Annotated in this window: 21 protein-coding genes and 1 pseudogene; 13 read left to right on the forward strand and 9 right to left on the reverse strand. The window is 65.4% G+C overall.

All coding sequences use genetic code 11. The features are described 5' to 3' along the window. Position 1: 1 nt before the first annotated feature. Together Atep_RS11565 and Atep_RS11570 are read left to right on the forward strand one after the other, a co-directional pair. A complete protein-coding gene (locus tag Atep_RS11565; protein ID WP_213378663.1) occupies positions 2-175 on the forward strand; it encodes a symporter small accessory protein in 174 nt (57 codons plus the stop codon). Beyond that, entirely contained in the window at positions 162-1,538 is a 1,377-nt protein-coding gene (locus tag Atep_RS11570; RefSeq protein ID WP_213378664.1) for an alginate export family protein, read from the forward strand. The genes Atep_RS11565 and Atep_RS11570 overlap by 14 nt, the downstream gene beginning before the upstream one ends. Before the next feature lie 56 nt (positions 1,539-1,594). Here Atep_RS11570 and Atep_RS11575 read toward each other — a convergent pair whose 3' ends face one another. The 9 genes from Atep_RS11575 to map all read right to left on the reverse strand — a co-directional run bounded on the left by Atep_RS11575 (position 1,595) and on the right by map (position 11,835). Further along, entirely contained in the window at positions 1,595-3,325 is a 1,731-nt protein-coding gene (locus tag Atep_RS11575) for a nickel-dependent hydrogenase large subunit (protein WP_213378665.1), read from the reverse strand. A 61-nt stretch (positions 3,326-3,386) separates the two neighbouring features. Beyond that, positions 3,387-4,652, reverse strand: a complete 1,266-nt coding sequence (locus tag Atep_RS11580) for a (Fe-S)-binding protein (RefSeq protein ID WP_213378666.1) — start codon at positions 4,650-4,652, stop codon at positions 3,387-3,389. Next, positions 4,649-5,311 (reverse strand): hypothetical protein, encoded by a 663-nt coding sequence (locus Atep_RS11585; RefSeq protein ID WP_213378667.1) that lies wholly within the window; start codon positions 5,309-5,311, stop codon positions 4,649-4,651. Before Atep_RS11585 ends, Atep_RS11580 begins: the two co-directional genes overlap by 4 nt. Positions 5,312-5,691: 380 nt before the next feature. Then, positions 5,692-6,810, reverse strand: a complete 1,119-nt coding sequence (locus Atep_RS11590) for a hydrogenase small subunit (RefSeq protein WP_213378668.1) — start codon at positions 6,808-6,810, stop codon at positions 5,692-5,694. 18 nt (positions 6,811-6,828) lie between these two features. After that, positions 6,829-7,293, reverse strand: coding sequence for a hydrogenase expression/formation protein (locus Atep_RS11595; protein WP_213378669.1), 465 nt, complete (start codon positions 7,291-7,293; stop codon positions 6,829-6,831). 102 nt (positions 7,294-7,395) lie between these two features. Further along, positions 7,396-7,875 carry a HyaD/HybD family hydrogenase maturation endopeptidase gene (locus Atep_RS11600; RefSeq protein WP_272876286.1) on the reverse strand — a complete coding sequence of 160 codons (480 nt, stop codon included), beginning with the start codon at positions 7,873-7,875 and terminating at the stop codon, positions 7,396-7,398. A gap of 6 nt (positions 7,876-7,881) precedes the next feature. After that, positions 7,882-8,328, reverse strand: a complete 447-nt coding sequence (locus Atep_RS11605) for a hypothetical protein (protein WP_213378670.1) — start codon at positions 8,326-8,328, stop codon at positions 7,882-7,884. A gap of 49 nt (positions 8,329-8,377) precedes the next feature. Beyond that, positions 8,378-11,035 (reverse strand): [protein-PII] uridylyltransferase, encoded by a 2,658-nt coding sequence (gene glnD, locus Atep_RS11610; protein WP_213378671.1) that lies wholly within the window; start codon positions 11,033-11,035, stop codon positions 8,378-8,380. Further along, the gene (map, locus tag Atep_RS11615; RefSeq protein ID WP_272876287.1) at positions 11,032-11,835 is read right to left on the reverse strand and encodes a type I methionyl aminopeptidase; all 804 of its coding nucleotides are present in this window, start codon (positions 11,833-11,835) and stop codon (positions 11,032-11,034) included. The genes glnD and map overlap by 4 nt, the downstream gene beginning before the upstream one ends. A 346-nt stretch (positions 11,836-12,181) precedes the next feature. Between map and rpsB the strand changes: the two genes are divergently transcribed. From rpsB to rseP, 11 genes and pseudogenes are all read left to right on the forward strand, one after another. Further along, positions 12,182-12,910, forward strand: coding sequence for a 30S ribosomal protein S2 (gene rpsB / locus Atep_RS11620; RefSeq protein ID WP_213381626.1), 729 nt, complete (start codon positions 12,182-12,184; stop codon positions 12,908-12,910). A gap of 139 nt (positions 12,911-13,049) precedes the next feature. Beyond that, on the forward strand, positions 13,050-13,946 hold the full coding sequence (gene tsf, locus Atep_RS11625; RefSeq protein ID WP_213378672.1) for a translation elongation factor Ts: 897 nt from the start codon (positions 13,050-13,052) through the stop codon (positions 13,944-13,946). A 54-nt stretch (positions 13,947-14,000) separates the two neighbouring features. After that, positions 14,001-14,723, forward strand: coding sequence for a UMP kinase (gene pyrH / locus Atep_RS11630; RefSeq protein WP_213378673.1), 723 nt, complete (start codon positions 14,001-14,003; stop codon positions 14,721-14,723). A gap of 4 nt (positions 14,724-14,727) precedes the next feature. Then, a complete protein-coding gene (gene frr / locus Atep_RS11635) occupies positions 14,728-15,285 on the forward strand; it encodes a ribosome recycling factor (RefSeq protein WP_213378674.1) in 558 nt (185 codons plus the stop codon). A gap of 37 nt (positions 15,286-15,322) precedes the next feature. Further along, positions 15,323-16,114 carry an isoprenyl transferase gene (locus Atep_RS11640; RefSeq protein ID WP_213378675.1) on the forward strand — a complete coding sequence of 264 codons (792 nt, stop codon included), beginning with the start codon at positions 15,323-15,325 and terminating at the stop codon, positions 16,112-16,114. Beyond that, positions 16,098-16,946 (forward strand): phosphatidate cytidylyltransferase, encoded by an 849-nt coding sequence (locus tag Atep_RS11645; RefSeq protein ID WP_213378676.1) that lies wholly within the window; start codon positions 16,098-16,100, stop codon positions 16,944-16,946. Before Atep_RS11640 ends, Atep_RS11645 begins: the two co-directional genes overlap by 17 nt. A 13-nt stretch (positions 16,947-16,959) precedes the next feature. Then, the gene (gene ispC, locus Atep_RS11650; protein WP_213378677.1) at positions 16,960-18,147 is read left to right on the forward strand and encodes a 1-deoxy-D-xylulose-5-phosphate reductoisomerase; all 1,188 of its coding nucleotides are present in this window, start codon (positions 16,960-16,962) and stop codon (positions 18,145-18,147) included. Positions 18,148-18,409: 262 nt separating this feature from the next. Further along, a pseudogene (locus Atep_RS11655) lies at positions 18,410-18,808 on the forward strand (transposase family protein); the annotation flags it as partial. A 116-nt stretch (positions 18,809-18,924) separates the two neighbouring features. Next, complete coding sequence (locus tag Atep_RS11660) at positions 18,925-19,164, forward strand: FitA-like ribbon-helix-helix domain-containing protein (protein ID WP_213378678.1); 240 nt, start codon at positions 18,925-18,927, stop codon at positions 19,162-19,164. Beyond that, on the forward strand, positions 19,161-19,583 hold the full coding sequence (locus Atep_RS11665) for a type II toxin-antitoxin system VapC family toxin (RefSeq protein ID WP_213378679.1): 423 nt from the start codon (positions 19,161-19,163) through the stop codon (positions 19,581-19,583). The genes Atep_RS11660 and Atep_RS11665 overlap by 4 nt, the downstream gene beginning before the upstream one ends. A 195-nt stretch (positions 19,584-19,778) precedes the next feature. Beyond that, positions 19,779-21,149, forward strand: a complete 1,371-nt coding sequence (rseP, locus tag Atep_RS11670; RefSeq protein ID WP_213381629.1) for an RIP metalloprotease RseP — start codon at positions 19,779-19,781, stop codon at positions 21,147-21,149. The last annotated feature ends 62 nt before the right edge of the window (positions 21,150-21,211 follow it).

A 21,211-nucleotide genomic window follows, 5' to 3' on the forward strand; every position in this document is an offset into this window, starting at 1 on the left:
CATGCTGGGTCTCGACGATCCCTTCGTGCTCACGGCCTATCTGGGCATCATCGCCCTGGCCGTCCTGAGCATTCTCTATGGCCTGATTCGCCGCAATGCCGCGCGCGACGAAGTCACCGAAGAAGACCGCCAATGGGCGCTCGAAGAAAAGAAGGTGGAAGATGAACTCCAATAAGTACAAGCTCCTGGCGACCGGACTCGGCGCCACACTCGCCTGCTCGGGCGTTGTTTCGGCCGAACAGACCAGCGGCCCCTTCAAATGGGGCGCGGATCTGCGTCTGCGTCAGGTCTGGATCGACAACGTCGGTCTGGACGCCGACAGCGCCACGGGCGATCGCACCTTCCAGCGCTATCGCGGACGGCTCTGGGGCTCCTACACGCTCGGCGATCAGCTGGAGGCCGGCGCGCGCCTGATCTGGGAGGGCCGCCACTATCAGGATCCGGCGCACTCCAACATGCCGACCCTGGAGACCTGGTACAGCGGCGGCGTGCTCTTCGATCAGCTCACGGTCGGCGCCAAGCAGATCGGCGGCACGCCGCTCTCCGTCAAACTCGGGCGCCAGGACATCGTCCTGGGCAACGGCTGGCTGGTGCTCGAAGGCACGCCGCTCGACGGTTCACGCACCATCTATTTCGATGCCGCCCGCGCCACCTACGCCCTGGAGTCGCTCGGGACCACGCTCGATCTCATCTACATCGACCAGAGTGCCGACACCGGGCGCTTCCCGCAGTCGCTCAACGGCAACCTGGAGGACCAGACCGAGCAGCACGAGACCGGCGTCATCCTCTATGGCCGCAACAAGTCGCTGATCGAGGGCACGGATCTCGACGGCTACTTCATCTACAAGCACAACCGGCCCAACCCCACGGCGCGCAACCTCCGCATCAACAATGGCTTGCCCTTCGCCTCGGGCAGTGACTCGGGCGACATCTATGCCGCCGGTCTGCGCGCCGACTCCAAGCTGACGCCCAACTGGGCGCTGCGCGCCGAGACCGCCTATGAATGGGGCACGCGCAACGACCGCGATCTGAGCGCCTTCGGTTTCAACGGACGCCTGACCTACAGCTTCAACGATTCGCTCAAGAATCAGATCCATGCCGACTTCGAGTACCTGTCCGGCGACGATCCGGACAGCGCCGACGATCAGGCGTTCGACCCGCTCTGGGGCCGCTGGCCGCAATGGAGTGAGCTGATGATCTATCAGTGGCCGCTGGAGTCGCGCGTGGGTGAGGCGACCAACCTCAAGCGTTTCAACGTCGGCTGGATCTCACAGGTGCATCCGACGACCCAGCTCCTGGTCGACTACCACGCGCTCTGGGCCGACGAGCAGAGCACCCGCACCGCCGCCCAGATGGTCAACCTGAGCGGCGACGGCGACTTCCGTGGACATCTGTTCACGGCCTGGCTCAAGAGCAAGTTCAGTCAGAACATCTCGGGCCATCTGGTCGCCGAGTATCTGATGCCGGGTGACTACTATGCCGACAACCGCCAAAACGACTCGTTCTTCGTGCGCGCGGAAGTGGTCCTGACCTGGTGAGGTCGTGATCGGCCGGGCCGGATCGATCCGGCCCGGCCATCAGGGATCGAACGGGTTCAAACGACCCGGATTTGAAAGGACTCGCCCGACTCCGGATCGTCCAGATGCACCGCACAGGCGATACAGGGATCGAACGAATGGATGGTGCGCAGGATCTCGATCGGCTGTTTGACGTCGACGAGCCGATGGTTGTCCTGGAGCGCGGCCTCATAAGCGCCGGGCTGGCTACGACCGTCGCGCGGTCCGGCATTCCAGGTCGAGGGCACCACGGCCTGATAGTTGGCGATGCGTCCGTCCTCGATGACGATCCAGTGCCCGAGCGCGCCGCGCGGGGCCTCCATGATGCCGACGCCCTGCGCCCGATTCGGCCAGCTCGACGGTTCCCACAGCGTCTCGTTGAAGGTCTTGGTATCGCCCGACTTGATGTTGTCGATCAGGCCGTCGTACCAGCCCTGCATGGCATCGACCAGGATCTTGCTCTCCAGGGTGCGCGCCGCCGTGCGTCCCAGCGTCGAATAGAGCGCGTCGACCGGCAGTTCGAGCCGGGACAGCGTGCTGTCGACCAGCTCTCGGGTCTGCTCGTGGCCTGTAGCATAGAGCATGAGGACACGCGCCAGCGGTCCGACCTCGACCGAACGCCCCTTCCAGCGCGGCGCCTTGAGCCAGGAATAGCCGTCGCTGATGTCGAGCTGTTTGTAGGGCGGTTTGACGCCGCCGCGCCGATCGTATTCGAGATTGGTCTGCCCCTCATAGGGATGCAGTCCGCGATCGTTGCCGACGCTGTATCGATACCAGGAATGGTTGATGAACTCCTGGATCTCGCCGGCGGCCTCCAGATCGACCTCGTGGATGGTCGAGAGATCGCGGTCGAGGATGACGCCGCGCGGAAACAGGAAGGTCGCCGGGTCCAGACTCGCGCCCGTCGGCAGATCGCCGTAGCACAGGAAATTGCCCAGCCCCTCGCCGCGCTCGCCCCAGTCCTTGTAGAACCCGGCGATGGCCAGGGTATCGGGCATATAGACCTGATCGACGAAGGTGCGCATCGACCGGATCAGGTTCCGGACCTCGGCCAGCCGCTTGGCATTGAGCGCCGAGTCCGAGTCCGGATCGATCGGCGAGGGTACGCCGCCGACGACGAAGTTCGGATGCGGATTCTTGCCGCCGAAGATGGCGTGGAACTTGGCGACGTCACGCTGCCAGGCGAGCGCCTCCAGATAGTGCGCCACCGCCATCAGATTGGCCTCGGGCGGAAGCCGGTAGGCCGGATGTCCCCAATAACCGTTGGCAAAGATGCCGAGCTGACCCGACTCGACGAAGGTCTTGATGCGCTTCTGGGTGTCGGCGAAATAGCCGGGCGAGGACTTGGGCCAGGCGCTGATGGACTGGGCCAGCTCCGAGGTCGCGCGGGGATCGGCGCTCAGGGCGCTGACCACGTCGACCCAGTCGAGCGCGTGCAGATGATAGAAGTGCATCACATGATCGTGGATGTACTGCGCACCGATCATGAGGTTGCGGATGAGTTGGGCGTTGAGCGGCAGCTCGATCCTGAGGGCATCTTCGACGGCGCGCACCGAGGCGATGCCGTGCACCAGGGTGCAGACGCCGCAGATGCGCTGGACGAAGGCCCAGGCATCGCGCGGGTCGCGGCCCTTGAGAATGGTCTCGATGCCGCGGACCATAGTGCCCGAGCTGTAGGCCTGGGCGATGTTGGCGCCGTCCATCTGGGCCTCGATGCGCAGATGGCCCTCGATGCGGGTGATGGGGTCGACGACGATGCGTTCACTCATGTTGGCGGATCTCCGGCACGGGGCCGCCAACGCGGCCCGGCTCTAAAACGGGGGCTTCGATTCAGTCGCGCTCGACCAGATGCTCGGCGATCATCTCGGTGAGTCCGACCACCGGAATGTCCATGTTGAACGCTTCCAGCCCCTCTTCGAGCTGGGTGCGGCAGGTGGCGCACATGGTAACCATCCGTTCGGGGGCGACCTCCTCGATCTGGGCCTTCTTGCGTTTGAAGGCCGTCATCTTGAGTTCCTCGGCGCGCTCGTTGGAACTGACGCCGCCGCCGGCTCCGCAGCACCACTGATACTTGCCGTGCTCCTTGAGATCGACGAAGTTCTCGGCCACCAGATCCATGAGGTTGCGCTGTTGCCGGATCACGCCGCTCTTGCGCGCCAGATTGCAGGGATCGTGCAGCGAGAGCCGGTCGTCTTCCTTGCCCTCGGTCTTGATGCGTCCGGCGGCGCGCAGTTCGTCGAGCACCTCGATGATGTGGAAGACGCGGAACGGATAGGACCGGCCGATCAGGTTCGGTCCTTCCCAGCGGATGGCGGTATAGGCATGACCGCACTCGGGACTGATGACCTTGGACACACGGAGCTTTTCAGCCGCCGCCACCACGCGCTCGACCAGTTCGGCGGCGATGTCCTTGTTGCCGATCTGGATGCCGGCGTTGGTGGCCTCGAAGCACTGGGTCGAGAGCGTCCAGGAGACGCCCGCGTGATCGAAGATCTTGGTGATGGCCTCCAGATATTCGGGGAAGTTGATGACCTCCATCGAGGACAGCAGCACCAGATATTCGACGCCTTCCCGGTCGACCGGCACCGTCAGACCGCTGCTGGATTCCACATGCTGGATCTGCACCGCGAGCGTCTTCCATTGCAGACCCATGGGGCTGCCGGTCTTGACGGCGCGCGAGGCGGCCGCGATCAGACCCTCGGGCGCATGGCCCGACTGGACCATGCCCTCGCGGGTCTTGCGGATCATGTAGGCCAGATCGTTGCCGACCGGACAGACCATGGAGCAGCGACCGCACATGGAACAGGAGTCGTAGAGCAGTTCCTCCCATTCGGCCAGCATCTCATCCGTGACCGGCTTCCGGAGACCGAGCCGACCCTTGATCCGGCCCCACAGGGTGAACTCGTTCTCCCACACCCGGCGCAGGGGTTCGAGCTTCAGGATCGGCGTGTACTTGGGATCGCCGGTTTCGAGATAGAAGGGGCAGGCCTGCGCGCAGAGTCCGCAGTGCACGCAACTGGAGAAGAACGCCGCCGTCGGCGCGTCGATCTCGGCGCGAAAGGCCGCCAGACCCCGTTCGAGTGTCAGTTCGCTCATGACTGGACCCCCTTGCGACCGAAGGCGGCGCCGTTGTACCAGCGCGCGATGAAGGCCGTGAAGATGTGGGTGAGCTTGGTGAAGGGCAGGATGACCAAGAGGATCTCGGCGCTGAGGATGTGCATGCCGAGCGCCAGCGGATAGGGTTCGATCAGACGGTGATAGGCCAGATAGCCGGTGAGCACCACCATGAAGACGACCGCCCACACCAGATAGTCCTCGATCGTGCTGATGTGCCGCTTCACCGGATGGGTGAGCCGATGCACCAGGGTCGCGATCAGGGCCAGGATGGTGATGGCCGTCGCGAAGTCGACCAGCGGATTGGGCAGCGCCGGCCAGGCGAAGCCGAGCACGCCCCGGATCAGCTCGACATGGGGCACGAAGAACAGGAGCGCGGTCAGAAACCCGATGTGCCAGATCCAGCCGACCACCACGTTGAAGGGCGCGCGCTTGAAGGTGCCCGGATCGGCGACGGTGCGGGTCAGCATGGTGCGCAGTCCGGCCGGCCATTCGCTCGCACGCGGCTCGGCATAGTTGGGCGCGCGCCCGAGCATGAAGATCTCGACCAGACGCGCCATGAGACCGATGGCGAAGATCGCCAGCGCGATATCGAAGAGTGGACCCTTGGTCCACAGCAGGAATTCCATCGAACCGCTCATCAGTTCCTCCGCGAGAAACCCCGTCCTTCAGGGCGGGAAGGGATAGCGGCTACGACCGTGCAGCCGCCGGAAACAGGTGCAGGCTTTCCACCTGCCGGGCCGTGAGGCTCTGCCCGTAAGGGCCTGGTGACGGTGCGGCGTCTCACGACGCGACACGCTCCCCTCGCCAATGTGTGCAACCGGCTCCCGCCTCGCGGCGGCGATCAAGACCTTCGACGCTTTACCTTTCGCCTGCATGATCTCGACCTTTCAGAGCGGCGGACTGAGGAAGCATCCGCCGGTGAGTCTTAACGACCTGTTGCACACGGAGCCCCTTTCGACCGTCCCGGTCAGGCGGGCTGAGGCTGGTCAACCCAGCTTGCTCTCACAAACTCCGCCCTTCAGGGCGGGGTAGTTGACAGCTTTTGCTCCAATTCGTCGACGGTGACGGGTTGGCGCGCGCCGGCTTCTTCTTTGCGCTGCTTGCGGGCCAAGGTCGCGAGTCCGCCGCCGACGACAGCGCCGGCCGCGCCCGCCCCCAGGAGTGTCGTAGGTCCGAGCGTGAGCGGCACCGACACAGGTTCGTAGAAACCGCCGGCATCCCAGAACTTCGGCTCGGAGCAGCCCAGACAGGGATGCCCGGCCTCGACCGGCCAACTGGTGCCGTCGTTCCATTTCATGGTGGCGCAGGCGTTGTAGGTGGTCGGTCCCTTGCAGCCGAGTCGATACAGACACCAGCCCTGTTTGGCCCCCTCGTCGTCGAAGCTTTCGGCGAACAGCCCCTTGTCGTAGAAGGGCCGGCGATAGCAGCGGTCATGGATCGACTGGCCGTAGAAGGCGAGCGGCCGACCATAGCCGTCCAGCTCGGGCAGGCGACCGAAGACCAGATAGTGCGCGACCACGCCGGTGATGACCATGGGGATGGGCGGACAGCCGGGGACGTTGATGACCGGCTTGTCCCGGACCAGCTCCATCACCGACATGGCGCCGGTCGGATTGGGCCGCGCCTGGGGCAGACCGCCGAAGGCCGCGCAGGTGCCGACCGCGATCACGGCGGCGGCGTGCTCGACGGTCTCCATCAGGATGTCGTAATTGCTGTGACCGGCGACGGTCGAGAAGCCCGGATTGGCGTCCGGCCCCGGGATTGAACCGTCGACGATCACCAGATACCGACCCTTGTTCTCCTCCATCGCCTGGAAGCGTGCTTCCTCGGCGGCGTCACCGGACGCGGCCTGAAGCGTGTGGTGATAGTCCAGCGAGATGAAATCGAGGATCAGGTCTTCGAGCGTCGGGGCATGGGCGCGGGTCAGGGATTCGGTGCAGCCGGTGCATTCCTGGAACGACAGCCAGATGACCGAGGGGCGGCGCGCCTGCTCCAGCGCGGCGGCGATGGCCGGCACCATACTCGGCGGCAGGGCCATCAGCGAGGCGGTCGCGGCACAGAGCTTGAGGAATCCGCGGCGCGACAGGCCGTGATCGCGCAGGCTCTCGCCCAGTGTCTTGTCGGGTCTCTTGCGCATGGTCCCTCCTTTCGGGTGTCAGGACGAAGGTGGCGAAGCGTTCGGTGTGGCGTCCAGGCCGGACTCGGCGAGTCGTGCCTCGAGCACGCCGAGCGACTCGGCGAGATCCTCCGGGCGCGGACGCAGGATCTCGGGGATGGCGGCGATCTCGATCTGATAGCTCAGACGCTGATCTTCCAGACTGCGGTAATCGACCAGCCAGACGCCGGGGATGGCGGTCTCCCGGATCAGGGTCGGGCCGAGCGCCTCGACGCGCGCCTGGACCTCGCCCGAACCGAGCACGGCGGTCAGACGTTCGAGGTCACCCGGACCGAAGGGCATGGAGTGGAGGTCGATGCACGTCGACTCGCCGCCGGCGAGCAGACGTTCGAGCGCGTGACGGATCTCGTGCAGGATGGGGAGGGCGTGCCCGTGCTCGTGCGTGGCTCCGGGGCAGGAGCCACCCGGCGCGGGCGGATCGATCTTGGGTTCCAGGCTGGACATGGCCACTCCATCTCGATATCGATGGAGTGGATTCTAAGACGGTCCGGGGATTTTTGATTTGACCTGGAACAGTTGATTTTAGAATTTAATCAAACAGTGAAGTCATGGTTCCGAGTCCCAGCGCGCCAGTACCGACTCGACCAGCCGCATGGCGCGCGGCACGGCGGATTCGACCTCCGGGGTCAGCCGCTCGCCCCAGTCGATGACCTGTGGCTCGATGCCGATCAGGGCGCGCCGCTCGGGCAGGGTGTCGGACAGAAGCGCCATGTCCATGAGATCCGACAGACTGACCTCATGCACCGAACGCGCCTGGGTGCGCAGCCGATGGTCCATGTCCGCGCCCTCGAACAGCCGGATGCAGCCGGGCGACTCGCCCAAGGCGGCGGCATCGACCACGATCAGCCGTGGATGCTCGCCGATCGGGCCGGCCAGGGTGAAGCTCAGGGTTCCGCCGTCCATGAAGACCAGGGATTCACTCGGCCCGAGCGCGGATTCGAGTCGACGCACGACCTCGGGCCCGACGCCTTCGTCCGTCATGAGCACATTGCCGATCCCGAGAATGAGTGTGCCGGCGTTCGTCACGTCGTTTCAGTACCCACGAAAATACCAGAGATTGTCCCAACCCGGCGGATAGGCCGATGGCGGCTCGGACGACGGGGTTTCAGCCCGCTCGATGCGCCCACGCTCATCTTCCGCGAAGGTCGAGGGCGGCCCCCAGGCTCCAGGTCCGAGCCGACGAAAGACCTCGCGATCCTGCTCGATGCGCTCCCGGCGCTCGGCGCGGCGGCGGCGCAGATCCTCCTCCCAGGCCTCCGGTTGGACCGCGCCGCGCGGATGATAGGCACGGCGGCGCTGCTCATGGTAATCGCGTGACGCCGAGCGGCGCGCCTCCCAGGCCTCGCGCTGGGCGCGCACCTCGTCGAGCCAGGGTGAACCCCGGTCCGGCGGCTCGATCCCGATCGCGGCGGGATCGGTCGGAACCTCGGCTCGCGTCCCGGACTCCTCGGCGAGCACCGGACCCGCCAGGCTCGTCAACAGGAGCCATCCGCACCCGATCAGGCGTGCGCCCGAGATCCGACCCGACTCAGGTCGCATTGCGTGCCTTGATGCGATCATGGATCTCACGCCTCAGACAGGCCAGCGACTGCTCGCAGGTGATGGGGGTCTCCTCGGCGGTGGTGATGAAGAAGACGTCGTCGACCTCGGCGCCGACGGTGGCGATCTTGGCGTTCTGGAGCCGGATGCCGCACTGCTCGAACACGGCCCCGACCTCGGCGAGTAGGCCGGGTCGATCGAGCGTGGTCAGGCGCATGATGGTGCGCTGATTGGACTCGTCGGCGGCGAAGGAGACGCGCGTTTCGATCGGGAAGTGACGGTGCCGGCGCGAGGGTGTGCGCGTGACCCGGAGACTGTCGCGCGCCGGTCCGGTGATGCGCGCACCGAGCTGGTCGCGGATCTCGGCGACGCGCTCGGGATCGCCGAGCGGCGCACCGTCCAGGTCGAGCACCTGATAGCTGTTGACCACCAGACCGTCGCTGGTGGTCATGACGCGGGCATCCATGACGTTCAGCCCCATCTGATCGAGCGCGGCCGTGGTGCGGGCGAACAGATTGTCGCCGTCGCGCGAGTAGATGAAGATCTCGCTGCCGCCGCGCGCGGTGATGGGACGGATGTCGATCAACGGCAATTCCTCAGGCGCGGTCTCCAGGATGCGCCGCGTCTGCCAGGCGATCTCGTCGGGCGAGTTGTAGAGGAAGAAGTCGCGGTTGAAGCGCTGCCAGAGCGCCTGACAGCTGTCCGGCTCGACCCCGTAGCGCGCCACCAGACGCAGACCCTCGGCCTGCTTCTGGACGATCAGCTCGTCCTGGGCCTGGGGGTTGTCGAGTCCGCGCAGCAGCGCGCGCCGGGTGCCGTAGTAGAGCTCGCGCAGCAGGGCGTCGAGCCAGCTGTTCCAGCGTCCCGGATTGGTGGCGCGCGCGTCGGCTACGGTCAGCAGATAGAGATAGTCGAGCCGGGTCGGATCGCCGATCAGGGCGGCGAAGGACTGGATGACCTCCGGATCGCCGATGTCCTTGCTCTGCGCGGTCATGGACATCACCAGATGCTGTTCGACCAACCAGGATACCAGCCGGCTGTCGAATTCGCTCAGACCATGGTGTCGGCAGAAGTCCCAGGCATCGCGCGCGCCGAGGGTGGAGTGGTCACCGCCCCGCCCCTTGGCGATGTCGTGGAAGAGTCCGGCCAGATAGAGCAGCTCCAGCTTGGGGATGCGTCGCGCCACCGCGCTGCAGAGCGGGAACTCCTCGTCGTGCTTGGGGATGACGAAGCGGCGCAGGTTGCGCACCAGCATCAGGGTGTGCTCATCGACCGTGTAGACGTGCAGCAGGTCGTACTGCATCCGCCCGACGATGTTGGCGAAGGCCGGGATATAGGCGGCGAGCACGCCATAACGGCTCATGCGGCGCATGGCGTGGGTGAGTCCGATCGGTTCGCGCAGGATCTCCATGAACAGGCTGCGCGCGCGCAGATCGGCGCGGAAGGCGTCGTCGATGCGATGGCGGTTCTCGCGGATCAACCGGATGGTGCTCGCGCGCACGCCCTCGAGTTCGGGATGGGTCTGGAGGATGTGGAAGACCTCCAGCAACGCGATCGGCGTGCGCCGGAACACGCCCGGCGAGGTGACCTCCAGATAGCCGCTGCGCGACTGGAAGCGCTTGTTGATCGGCACCGGCGGGCCGATGTCGTCGTGCAGCGGGATCGCCTCGCCGAAGAGCTGCAACAGCATCTCGTTGAGCTGATTGAGCTCCTGGACGGTGCGATAGTACTGCTGCATGAACTGCTCGACGGCCAGATTGTTCTCGCCGTCGCTGAAGCCGAACTGACGCGCCAGGGTGCGCTGATAGTCGAACAGCAGCCGGTCTTCGTGCCGCCCGGCCAGCCGGTGCAGCGCGAAGCGGATGCGCCACAGCAGGGTCTGGCCGCCGATCAGGGTCTGGTGCTCGGATTCGGTCAGGAAACCGTGGTCGACCAGCTCGTGCAGGGTCTCGGCGCCGAAATGCCGCTTGGCCACCCAGCCGATCATCTGGATGTCCCGGAGGCCGCCGGGGTTCTCCTTGATGTTGGGCTCGAGGTTGTAGGCCGTGTCGCCGTATTTGAGCCGGCGCGCGCGCTGTTCCTGGGTCTTGGCGGCGAAGAATGCTTCGCTGTCCCAGAGACGGTCGGGTCCGGTGGCCTCTCGCATCTGCCGGAACAGCGTCTCGGAACCCGTCAGCCAACGCGCTTCCAGCAGGTTGGTCATGACCGTGACGTCGGCCTCGGCCTCGCGGACGCAGTCACCGACGGTGCGGACGCTGTGACCGACCTCCAGCCCGATGTCCCATAGTAGGGTCAGCAGGCGTTCGATGGATTCGAGCAACGGAGGAGCCGGTTCGGCATCGATCAGGATCAGGATGTCGATGTCGGAGGCCGGATGGAGTTCGCGTCGCCCATAGCCGCCGACCGCGATCAAGGCCGCCCTGGGTGACTCGCCGAGATTCAGGTTCCAGAGATCGCGCAGGACGGCGTCGATGAGCTCACTGAGTTCCCGGACCAGGCGCGTGACCGGGACGCCCTGATCATAGTGCCGGTAGAGCGTGTCCTTCCCTGTCTTCAGCCGGTCTTTGAAATAGCGCAGCGAGTCCGACGGCGAGAGCGTCGCGTCGACCGGCGCGGTGGCGGCGAGCAGGGAGGCGCCCTGGGTCATGAGACGCCCTGGGCCGCGCGCTCGGCGGCGCGCAGAGTGAGGATCTCGTGGCCGGTCTCGGTGACCAGGATGGTGTGCTCCCACTGGGCCGAGAGACTGCGATCCTTGGTGACGACCGTCCAGCCGTCCGGCAGCACCTTGATGAAGCGCTTGCCGGCATTGACCATGGGTTCGATGGTGAAGCACATCCCCGGCTTGAGCCGCAGACCTTCGCCCGGCTTGCCGTAGTGCAGCACCTGCGGATCTTCGTGGAACTCCTCGCCGATGCCGTGTCCGCAGTATTCGCGCACCACCGAATAGCCCTGGGTCTCGACGAAACGCTGGATGGCGTGCCCGATGTCGCCGAGCGTGGCCTCGGGCTTGACGGCGGCGATGCCGAGCATCATCGCCTGCTGGGTGACGGTCACCAGCCGACGGGCGAGGACGGACGGCTCGCCGACGAAGAACATGCGGCTGGTGTCGCCGTGATAGCCGTTCTTGATCACGGTGATGTCGATGTTGACGATATCGCCCTTCTTGAGCCGCTTGTTGCTCGGGATGCCGTGGCAGACCTGGTGGTTGACCGAGGTACAGATCGACTTGGGGAAGCCGCGATAGTCGAGCGGGGCCGGGATGGCGCCCTGATGGTCGACGATGTAGTCGTGGCAGAGCCGGTCGAGTTCCTCGGTGGCGACTCCGGGTTGGACATGGGGCTCGATCATGTCGAGCACGTCGGCGGCCAGACGGCAGGCGAGGCGCATCTTCTCGATCGCCTCTGGGGTCTTGATCCGCACATTCATCTTGCGATTGGAAGCATCCACGGTCTTTTGGTATCGATTCGGCTCGTCAGGCGTTCGGGCATTTGCCCCTGTGTAACCGGTCATGGTATAAAATGCGGCGCGCCGTCGCAATTGACGACTGCCTGCCATGGTTCATGGTGGGGGCTTGCGACGGCGGCACCAAGGCGGAAATTCGCGTTTCCGCTCTTTTTTCGTTTGGCCCTTCGGCCAGGCCGTTTACTTCGTTGGAAGAGACGCGCCGATCCGTCCACACACGCGCCGTCACAGATGACTGGGTGCCCGTCGACTCGGGTTGTCGCCTGGGGCGCGTGGAGGTCCAACCCAACCGTTTCAGATTCAGGAAGCGAAGATCGTGAGCAACGTCACCATGCGCCAGATGCTGGAGGCCGGAGTCCATTTCGGCCACCAGACCCGTTACTGGAACCCCAAGATGGGGGCCTTCATCTTCGGGCAGCGCAACAAGATCCACATCATCAACCTCGAAAAGACCCTGCCGCTCTACCAGGACGCCGTGAACTTCATGGGCACCCTGGCCGCGAACGGCGGCAAGATCCTCTTCGTCGGCACCAAGCGCGCCGCGCGCGACGCCATCCGCGAAGAGGCCGAGCGTTGCGGCATGCCCTTCGTCAACCACCGCTGGCTCGGCGGCATGCTCACCAACTTCAAGACCATCCGTCAGTCGGTCAAGCGGCTGAAGGATCTGGAGGCCATGTTCGAGAGCGGCACCATCGAGCGCTTCAACAAGAAGGAAGCTCTGGGCCTGTCGCGCGAGCGTGACAAGCTCGAACTGAGCCTCGGCGGCATCAAGAATATGGACAGCCTGCCGGATGCCATGTTCGTCATCGACGTCGGTCACGAGAAGATCGCCGTGACCGAGGCCAACAAGCTCGGTATCCCGGTCATCGGCGTGGTCGACACCAACAACGACCCGAGCAACGTCGACTACGTCATCCCCGGCAACGATGACGCCATCCGTGCCGTGCGTCTCTACATCGCCGGCGCCGCCGACGCCATCCTCGACGGTCGCAGCACCGCTGCCGCCATGGTCGGCCGTGGCGCGGGTTCCATCCAGGACGAGGCCCAGGCCGAGGCGTGATCGCTCGCCCGCCCCGTTCCGAGCGGACGGGGCGCGCCGCCTGTTTCGACCGATCCAGTTTTGCGGGACGCCGCCCGGCGCGGCGGCTCTTCATCCGAATTCAAGCAGACCCCGAGCGGGTCGACGAGGTGTTCTAGTCATGGCGATTACAGCCGCATTGGTCAAGGAACTGCGCGAGCGCACCGGCGCCGGCATGATGGAGTGCAAGGCCGCGCTCGTGGAAACCAACGGAGACATCGAGGCCGCCATCGAGGCCATGCGCAAGTCCGGTCAGGCCAAGGCCGCCAAGAAGTCCGGCCGCACCGCCGCCGAGGGTGTGGTCATGATCCGGATCGCCGCCGACGGTAAGAACGGCGTCATGGTCGAGATCAACTGCGAGACCGACTTCGTCGCCAAGGACTCCAACTTCCTGGAGTTCGCCGAGGCCGTCACCGCCGCCGCACTCAGCAGCGGTGTCGCCGATGCCGAGACGCTGGCCGGTCAGACCCTGGCCGACGGCAACACGGTCGATGCCGCCCGTGAGGCCCTGATCGCCAAGATCGGCGAGAACATCCAGGTGCGTCGTCTGGTGCGCTTCGACGGCGCCGAGGGTGCGCTCCACAGCTACCGTCACGGCGTGCGCATCGGCGTGGTGGTCGAGCTGGTCGGCGGCGACGAAGAACTCGGTCGAGATGTAGCCATGCATATCGCGGCCATGAATCCGATGTACATCAGCGCAGATCAAATACCCGCTGAAGTGCTAGCGAAGGAAAGAGAGATTGCAGAGGTTCAATCTCGTGAGCAAGCTCAGAAAGAGAACAAACCTGAGGCCCTTGTCGAAAAAATGGTCGAAGGTCGTATTCGCAAATACATCTCCGATGTAACCCTATTGGGCCAGATCTTCGTCAAGTCGGAAAGCAAACAATCTATCGAGGCACTACTCAAGCAGTCTGGCGCCAAAGTGCGTCGCTTCACGCGCCTGGAAGTCGGCGAGGGCATCGAGAAGAAGGTCGAGAACTTCGCCGAAGAGGTCATGGCACAGGTTCGCGGCAACTGAGCCATTGCTGTATCCTGCCGACCATCCGATCACATCACCACGAGGCCCGCGTCCATGACGGCTCCCGCGTATCGACGCATCCTGCTCAAACTCAGCGGCGAGGCCCTGATGGGCGCGGGCGACCACGGCATCGATCCGGACGTCCTGGAGCGGCTCGCGGGTGATGTCCGCGATCTGATCGCCTCCGGCGTCCAGGTCGCGCTGGTGATCGGGGGCGGCAACATCTTTCGCGGCGCGGGACTGGCCAAGCGCGGTATGGATCGGGTCACGGGCGATCAGATCGGTATGCTGGCCACGGTGATGAATGCGCTCGCGATGCAGGATGTGCTGGAGCGGATGTCGGTGCCGACGCGCGTGATGTCGGCCCTCAAGATCAATCAGGTCTGCGAGGACTACAGCCGCCGCCGCGCCATGCGTCATCTGGAGAAGGGGCGCGTGGTGATCTTCGCCGCCGGCACCGGCAATCCCTTCTTCACCACCGACTCGGCGGCCGGTCTGCGCGCCATCGAGATCGGCGCCGACCTGCTGATCAAGGCCACCAAGGTCGACGGGGTCTATTCCGCCGATCCGGTGAAGGAGCCGGGCGCCGTCTTCTATCCCCGACTCAGCTATGATCAGGCGCTGCGCGAGAATCTCGGGGTGATGGACGCCACCGCCATCGTGCTGTGCCGGGATCACGCCATACCCCTGCGGGTCATGAACATCAACGAACCGAACGCCCTGCCCCGCCTCCTGGCCGGCGAGGACGTCGGCTCACTGGTCGTAAGCGGAAACTGACATCATGATCGACGATATCAAGCAAGACGCCGCCGAGCGCATGGCCAAGAGTGTCGAGTCGCTCACCCACGAACTGGCCAAGATCCGCACAGGTCGTGCCCATCCGTCGCTGCTCGACCACATCATGGTCTCCTACTACGGGCAGGACGTGCCGATCCGCCAGGTCGCCAACATCAACGCCGAGGACGCGCGCACCCTGCTGGTCACGCCCTGGGAGCGCAACATGGTGCAGGCGATCGAGAAGGCGATCATGCAGTCCGATCTCGGGCTCAATCCCAACACCGCCGGCACCGCGATCCGCGTGCCCATGCCGCCGCTGACCGAGGAGCGCCGCCGCGATCTGATCAAGGTCGCGCGCAACGAGGCCGAGCAGGCGCGTGTGGCGGTGCGCAACATCCGTCGCGACGCCAATCAGACCCTCAAGGATCTGGTCAAGGAGAAAGAGATCTCCGAGGACGACGAGCGGCGCGGTCAGGAGATCGTGCAGAAGCTCACCGATCAGTACATCAAGGAGGTCGATGCCGTGCTGGCCCAGAAAGAACAGGATCTGATGTCGATCTGAGTCTGAGCCTGCTCGCCAAGAACGCCTGCGATTTATTGTGGATACTGACTCAGAGGTCGCCCTGGAGCGCACACACGACCCGCGCGTGCCCCGGCATGTCGCCATCATCATGGACGGCAACGGGCGCTGGGCCAAACAGCGCGGGTTGCCGCGCACGGCCGGCCATCGCGAGGGCGTCAAGAGCGTGCGCGCCGTGGTCGAGGAGAGCGTGCGCCGGGGCGTCGAGACCCTGACGCTCTTTGCCTTCAGCAGCGAGAACTGGCGCCGTCCGCGCACCGAGGTCAACGTCCTCATGGAGCTCTTCATGAGCGCCCTGCGCAGCGAGGCCAAGCGACTGCACGAGAACCAGGTCCGTCTGCGCATCATCGGCGAGCGCGGCGCCTTCCCCGAGAAGCTCCAGCACCGCATCGCCGAGGCCGAGGCCCTGACCGCCGACAACACCCGGCTCAACCTCCAGGTCGCGGCCAATTACGGCGGGCGCTGGGACATCGTCCAGGCGGTGCGACGACTGGCCTCCGAAGTCCAGTCCGGCCGGCTCGATCCGGCTCAGATCGACGAGCGACGGCTGGCCGAGCATCTCTCCTTCCCCGACCTGCCCGAGCCGGACCTGTTCATCCGCACCGGCGGCGAACAGCGTCTGAGCAATTTCGTGCTCTGGCAGTCGGCCTATTCCGAACTCTATTTCTCGGACGTCTTCTGGCCCGACTTCGGCGCCGCCGCCTATGGTCAGGCGCTCGACGACTATGCCCGGCGTCAGCGTCGCTTCGGGCTCACCGGCGAGCAAGTCGAGGACAGACGCCCGACCCTGGTCGATGCCTGTGTCGGATAGATCCTCGCCCGCCTCGAACAATCTGCGACGCCGCGCCCAGACCGTGCTCTGGCTCGCGCCGCTCGTGGTCGGGGCCGTGCTCCTGTTGCCCACCTGGGCCTTCGCGCTCTTCCTGGGCGCGGCCATGCTCATCGCCGCCTGGGAGTGGTGCGGTCTGGCCGGCATCAGCGGACAGGCCGCGCGCCGGTTCTATCTGGCGTTTATCGCCGCCACACTGGCCGCTCTCTGGCACTGGTCGGAGTCGAGCTGGCCGCCGCTATTGCTGGCGAGCCTGATCTGGTGGATCGCACAGAGCCTGATCATTCCACGTATCCGGCGCATCGAGCCGGTCGAGGGACCGCGCCCCCTGCTGCTGATCACCGGACTGCTGATCCTGGCCTCGACCTGGGTGGCCCTGTTGAGCCTGCATCAGATCGAATCACGTGGCCCCGGACTGGTGCTCTCGCTCCTGATCCTGATGGCGATGGCTGATTCGGCCGCCTACTTCGTCGGACGGCGCTGGGGCCGGACCAAGCTCGCCCCGACGGTCAGTCCGGGCAAGACTTGGGCCGGTGCCTATGGTGCCCTGGCCGGAGCGGCACTCGTCGGCGTGCTCATCGCCGGCTGGCTCGGGCTGGCGCCTCTTGGCGTGCTGGCCGTCGTGATTCTGTGCATCCTGGTCGCCATGCTGTCGATCATCGGTGATCTCTACGAAAGCCTGCTCAAACGCCGGCGTCAACTCAAGGATTCGAGCCGACTCTTGCCCGGCCATGGCGGTCTGCTCGATCGCATCGACAGCCTGACCGCGGCCGCCCCACTCTATGCCCTGGGCATGACCTGGGCCCTGACCTGACTGGAGTAGGACTGTGATTGGCGTGACCGTACTCGGGGCCACCGGCTCCATCGGCGTCAGCACGCTCGACGTGCTGGCGCGTCATCCGGATCGTTTCCGCGCGGTGGCGCTCACCGCCAACACCGACGCCGAACGGCTGGCCGAGCAGTGTCGCCGGCACCGGCCTCGGTATGCCGTGATGGTCGACCCCGAGGCGGCGCGGCGTCTGGGCGAGCTGCTGGCCGACATGCCCGGGCGCCCCGAGATCCTCACCGGCGTCGAGGGTCTCGAACAGGTCTCGGCCCTGCCCGAGGTGGGCTATGTGATGGCGGCCATCGTCGGCGCGGCCGGTCTGCGTCCGACCCTGGCCGCGGCGCGTGCCGGTAAGCGGGTACTGCTGGCCAACAAGGAATCCCTGGTGGTCGCCGGGGCGCTGCTGATGCAGGCCGTGGCCGACAGCGGTGCCGAACTGCTGCCGATCGACAGCGAGCACAACGCCATCTTCCAGTGTCTGCCGCCGAACTTCAGCGACGGGCTGGAACGGGTCGGGGTGCGGCGTATCCTGCTGACGGCCTCGGGCGGCCCCTTCCGCGACTGGCCGCTCGAACGCCTGTCCTCGGTCACGCCCGAACAGGCGTGCGCGCATCCGACCTGGGACATGGGGCGCAAGATCTCGGTCGACTCGGCGACCATGATGAACAAGGGTCTCGAAGTCATCGAGGCCTGCTGGCTGTTCGGCACGGATACCGACCATGTCCAGGTCGTGGTGCATCCGCAGAGCGTCATCCATTCGCTGGTGCAGTACGAGGACGGCTCGGTGCTGGCCCAGCTCGGCAATCCCGACATGCGTACACCGATCGCACATGCCATGGGTTGGCCGGAGCGCATCGACTCGGGCGTGACGCCGCTCGACCTGTTCGCCGTCGCCCGACTCGACTTCCAGGAACCGGACTTCGCGCGCTTCCCCTGTCTGCGGTTGGCCTTCGAGTCGGCGCGTGCGGGTGGAACGGCACCGGCGGTGCTCAATGCCGCGAATGAGATCGCGGTCGCGGCCTTCCTCGAACGGCGTATCGACTTTCCCGGCATCGCCGCCGTGGTCGAGGGGACGCTGGAGGCACTGCCGCGCGAGTCGGTCGAGGGACAGGGGCTGGAGTTCCTGCTCGATGTCGACAGGCGCGCGCGCGAGCAGGCCGAGCGGCTGGTGCAGGCACAGGCAGGCTGAACCACAGAAATGAAATCGGCGCATGAGCCTGGAATAACGGCTCATGCGCCGGCTTATGATGCGCTATCGGCTCCAGATATGGAGCAACCGCCGCCGAAGCGGCAAGGCGATCAACCGCGATCGGCTTTTGGCTCCATGACCACGGGCGCGGGCGCCTCTGGTGCCGGCTCGTGCTTGACGGTGCTGCAAGCCGAGAGGCCCAGCACGAGTACTAACCCAAGTTGCCACCTTGAAGGGTTGGCATCCATCGGGGTTTGCTTGCTATGCCCTCAAGATCCATCTCATGGTCAACGCGCGCGGACAACCCGGGGAGTTCTTCCTCACCCCCGGCTCGCTCAACGACACCAAGGCGCTCAAACTCTACGCCTTCGATCTGCCCGAAGGCGCGACCATCACCGGCGACAAGGCCTACGACGATTACCGCTACGAGGATCTGTCGGCCGAGGCACACCGCCGGCTGGTGCCGCTACGCCGCCGCAACTCCAAGCGCGCCCATCCACCGGCCTTGACGTATCTGATGTCACAGGCCCTTCACGCCATTGAAACCTCCGGCAGTTTGCTCGAACGCCTGTTGCCCAAACATATCCATAGCGTGACCGCCGCCGGATTCGAACTCAAGACCGCTTTCTTCATCCCGGCCTGTAGTCTCAATTTCCTCTTCCGAGTCTCAGAGGGCGGCAACTTGGGTTCAGTCGTTTCCTACGGCGGCTTGCACCTCTCCGATATCAAATACATAATTTGACATCAATGCCATCATTTGCCTGGAATGCAGTCAACATGCCAACCGTTACGGTCCGCAATCTCCCCGCTGAGGTCCACCGCGCCCTTCGCGTTCGGGCGGCGGCCCATGGCCGCAGCACAGAGGCCGAGATCCGCGACATCCTGAACCAAGCCGTCCGGTCGCCGGGCGGCCTGCGCTTGGGCACCGAGCTGCGCCGCTATGCCGAGCAGATCGGCGGTGTCGAACTGCCACTGCACCGTGACCCGTCGCCCATCGAGCCCGCCTCCTTCGAATGATAATCCTCGACACCAACGTGGTCTCGGAGCCGCTGCGTCCCCGCGGAAGCGATAAGGTCACGGCCTGGCTCGACGCCCAGGCGCCGGAGACCCTGTACCTCACTGCGATCAACGCCGCCGAGCTGTGGGCGGGCGTTGCCCTGCTTGCCGAGGGTTCCCGCAAGCGCACGTTGGAAGCCTCCCTGGCGGACCTGCTCGACCGGCTCTTCGGCGGTCGTCTGCTCGATTTCGATCGTCGGGCGGCCCGCGCCTATGCCGAGATCACCCGCACGACGACCGCCGCCGGCGTGCCGCTCCCCCTAGCCGATGGGCTGATTGCCGCCATTGCCCTCGCCCATGGCTTTGCGGTCGCCACCAGGGACACAACGCCGTTTCGCGCGGCAGGCATCGAGGTGATCGACCCCTGGGGCGACGACTAAGCGTACCGGCTATCGGGCTTCGGGTCGCCGCCCGTCAGTCGAAGGTCATCTCCAGCCGATAGTTGGCGATCTCGTCGCGCCGCATCAGCGAGAGCCGACACAGCCGATGACGTCTTGGACGATCGACTCGGGCGTGTTTTATGATCCCCACGCCCCCATGTATCGACTCATTCGAACCTCCTGCCCACAATGCCCATGGACATGCTCTTCACCATCGCCTCCTTCCTGGTCGCCCTGGCGATCCTGATCACCGTGCATGAGTTCGGTCACTTCTGGGTGGCCCAAAAACTCGGCGTGAAGGTGCTGCGCTTCTCCATCGGCTTCGGCCGACCGCTCCTGAGCCGGCGCTTCGGGGCCGACCGAACCGAATACGTCGTGGCCGCGATCCCGCTCGGCGGCTATGTCAAGATGCTCGACGAGCGCGAGAGCGATGAGCCGATCCCCGCCGACGAGGTCGATCGCGCCTTCAACCGCCAGGCACTCTGGAAACGCTCGGCGATCGTGGTCGCCGGTCCGCTGTTCAACCTGATGTTCGCCGTGCTCGCCTACTGGGGCATCTTCATGACCGGCGACACCGGACTCAGACCCATCGTCGGCGAGGTCGAACCCGCCTCGATCGCCGCCGAGGCCGGTTTCAGACCCGGCGACCAAATCCTGGCGATCGGCGAACGCCCGGCCCAGAGCTGGGAGAACGCCCTGCTCGCCCTGACGGTCGCCGCCATGGATGGAAACGACCTGATCGTCCAGGTGCGCGACGACGCCGATCAGGTCCGTAATCGGCTGATCCCGCGCGAATCCGTCGCCGGTCTGAGCGAGGAGCCGGATCTGCTGGCACGCCTCGGCGTCACACCACGCCGTCCGTCCATTCCTGCCGTGATCGGCGAGATCCTGCCGGGCGAGCCGGCTGAACGTGCGGGCCTGCGTGCCGGCGACCGGGTGATCGCCATCGACGGCACGCCGATCGACTCCTGGCGCGAGCTGGTGGAGTTGGTGCGCGACCGGCCCGACCAGCGACTCGCACTCGAGATCGAGCGTCCGGACGCCGGACTCCAGCGGCTCGAACTCATCCCGCGCGCCATGGACGCCGACGGGCGCACGGTCGGGCGCATCGGCGCCGGGGTCGAGGCGCGCGAGGATCTCATGGAAGACTATCTGGTACGGGTCAGTCACGGCCCGATCGAGGCCCTGGGGCTGGCGTTCGGCAAAACCTATGAGATGAGCGCCCTGATGCTGCGCGTCATGGGCCGGATGCTGATCGGCGAGGCCTCGATCCACAACCTGAGCGGCCCGATCAGCATCGCCGAGACCGCCGGACGCACCGCCAGCTATGGTCTGGACTCCTTCGTCAAGTTCCTGGCCATCATCAGCATCAGCCTGGGCATCCTCAACCTGCTGCCGATCCCGGTGCTCGACGGCGGGCACCTGATGTTCTATCTGGTCGAATGGATCAAGGGCAGTCCGGTCTCCGAGGAAGCCATGCTCCAGGGCCAGAAGATCGGCTTCCTGCTGCTGGCCGCGCTCATGACGCTCGCCTTCTACGTCGACCTGTCGCGACTATTGGGCTAACCCGAGCGCATCCCTTATACTAGCGCGCCTTGGATGCCGGCCGCCCGGCAGATCCGGCTTCA

Origin of the sequence: Allochromatium tepidum (assembly GCF_018409545.1) — a bacterium.
Lineage (GTDB): Bacteria > Pseudomonadota > Gammaproteobacteria > Chromatiales > Chromatiaceae > Thermochromatium > Thermochromatium tepidum_A.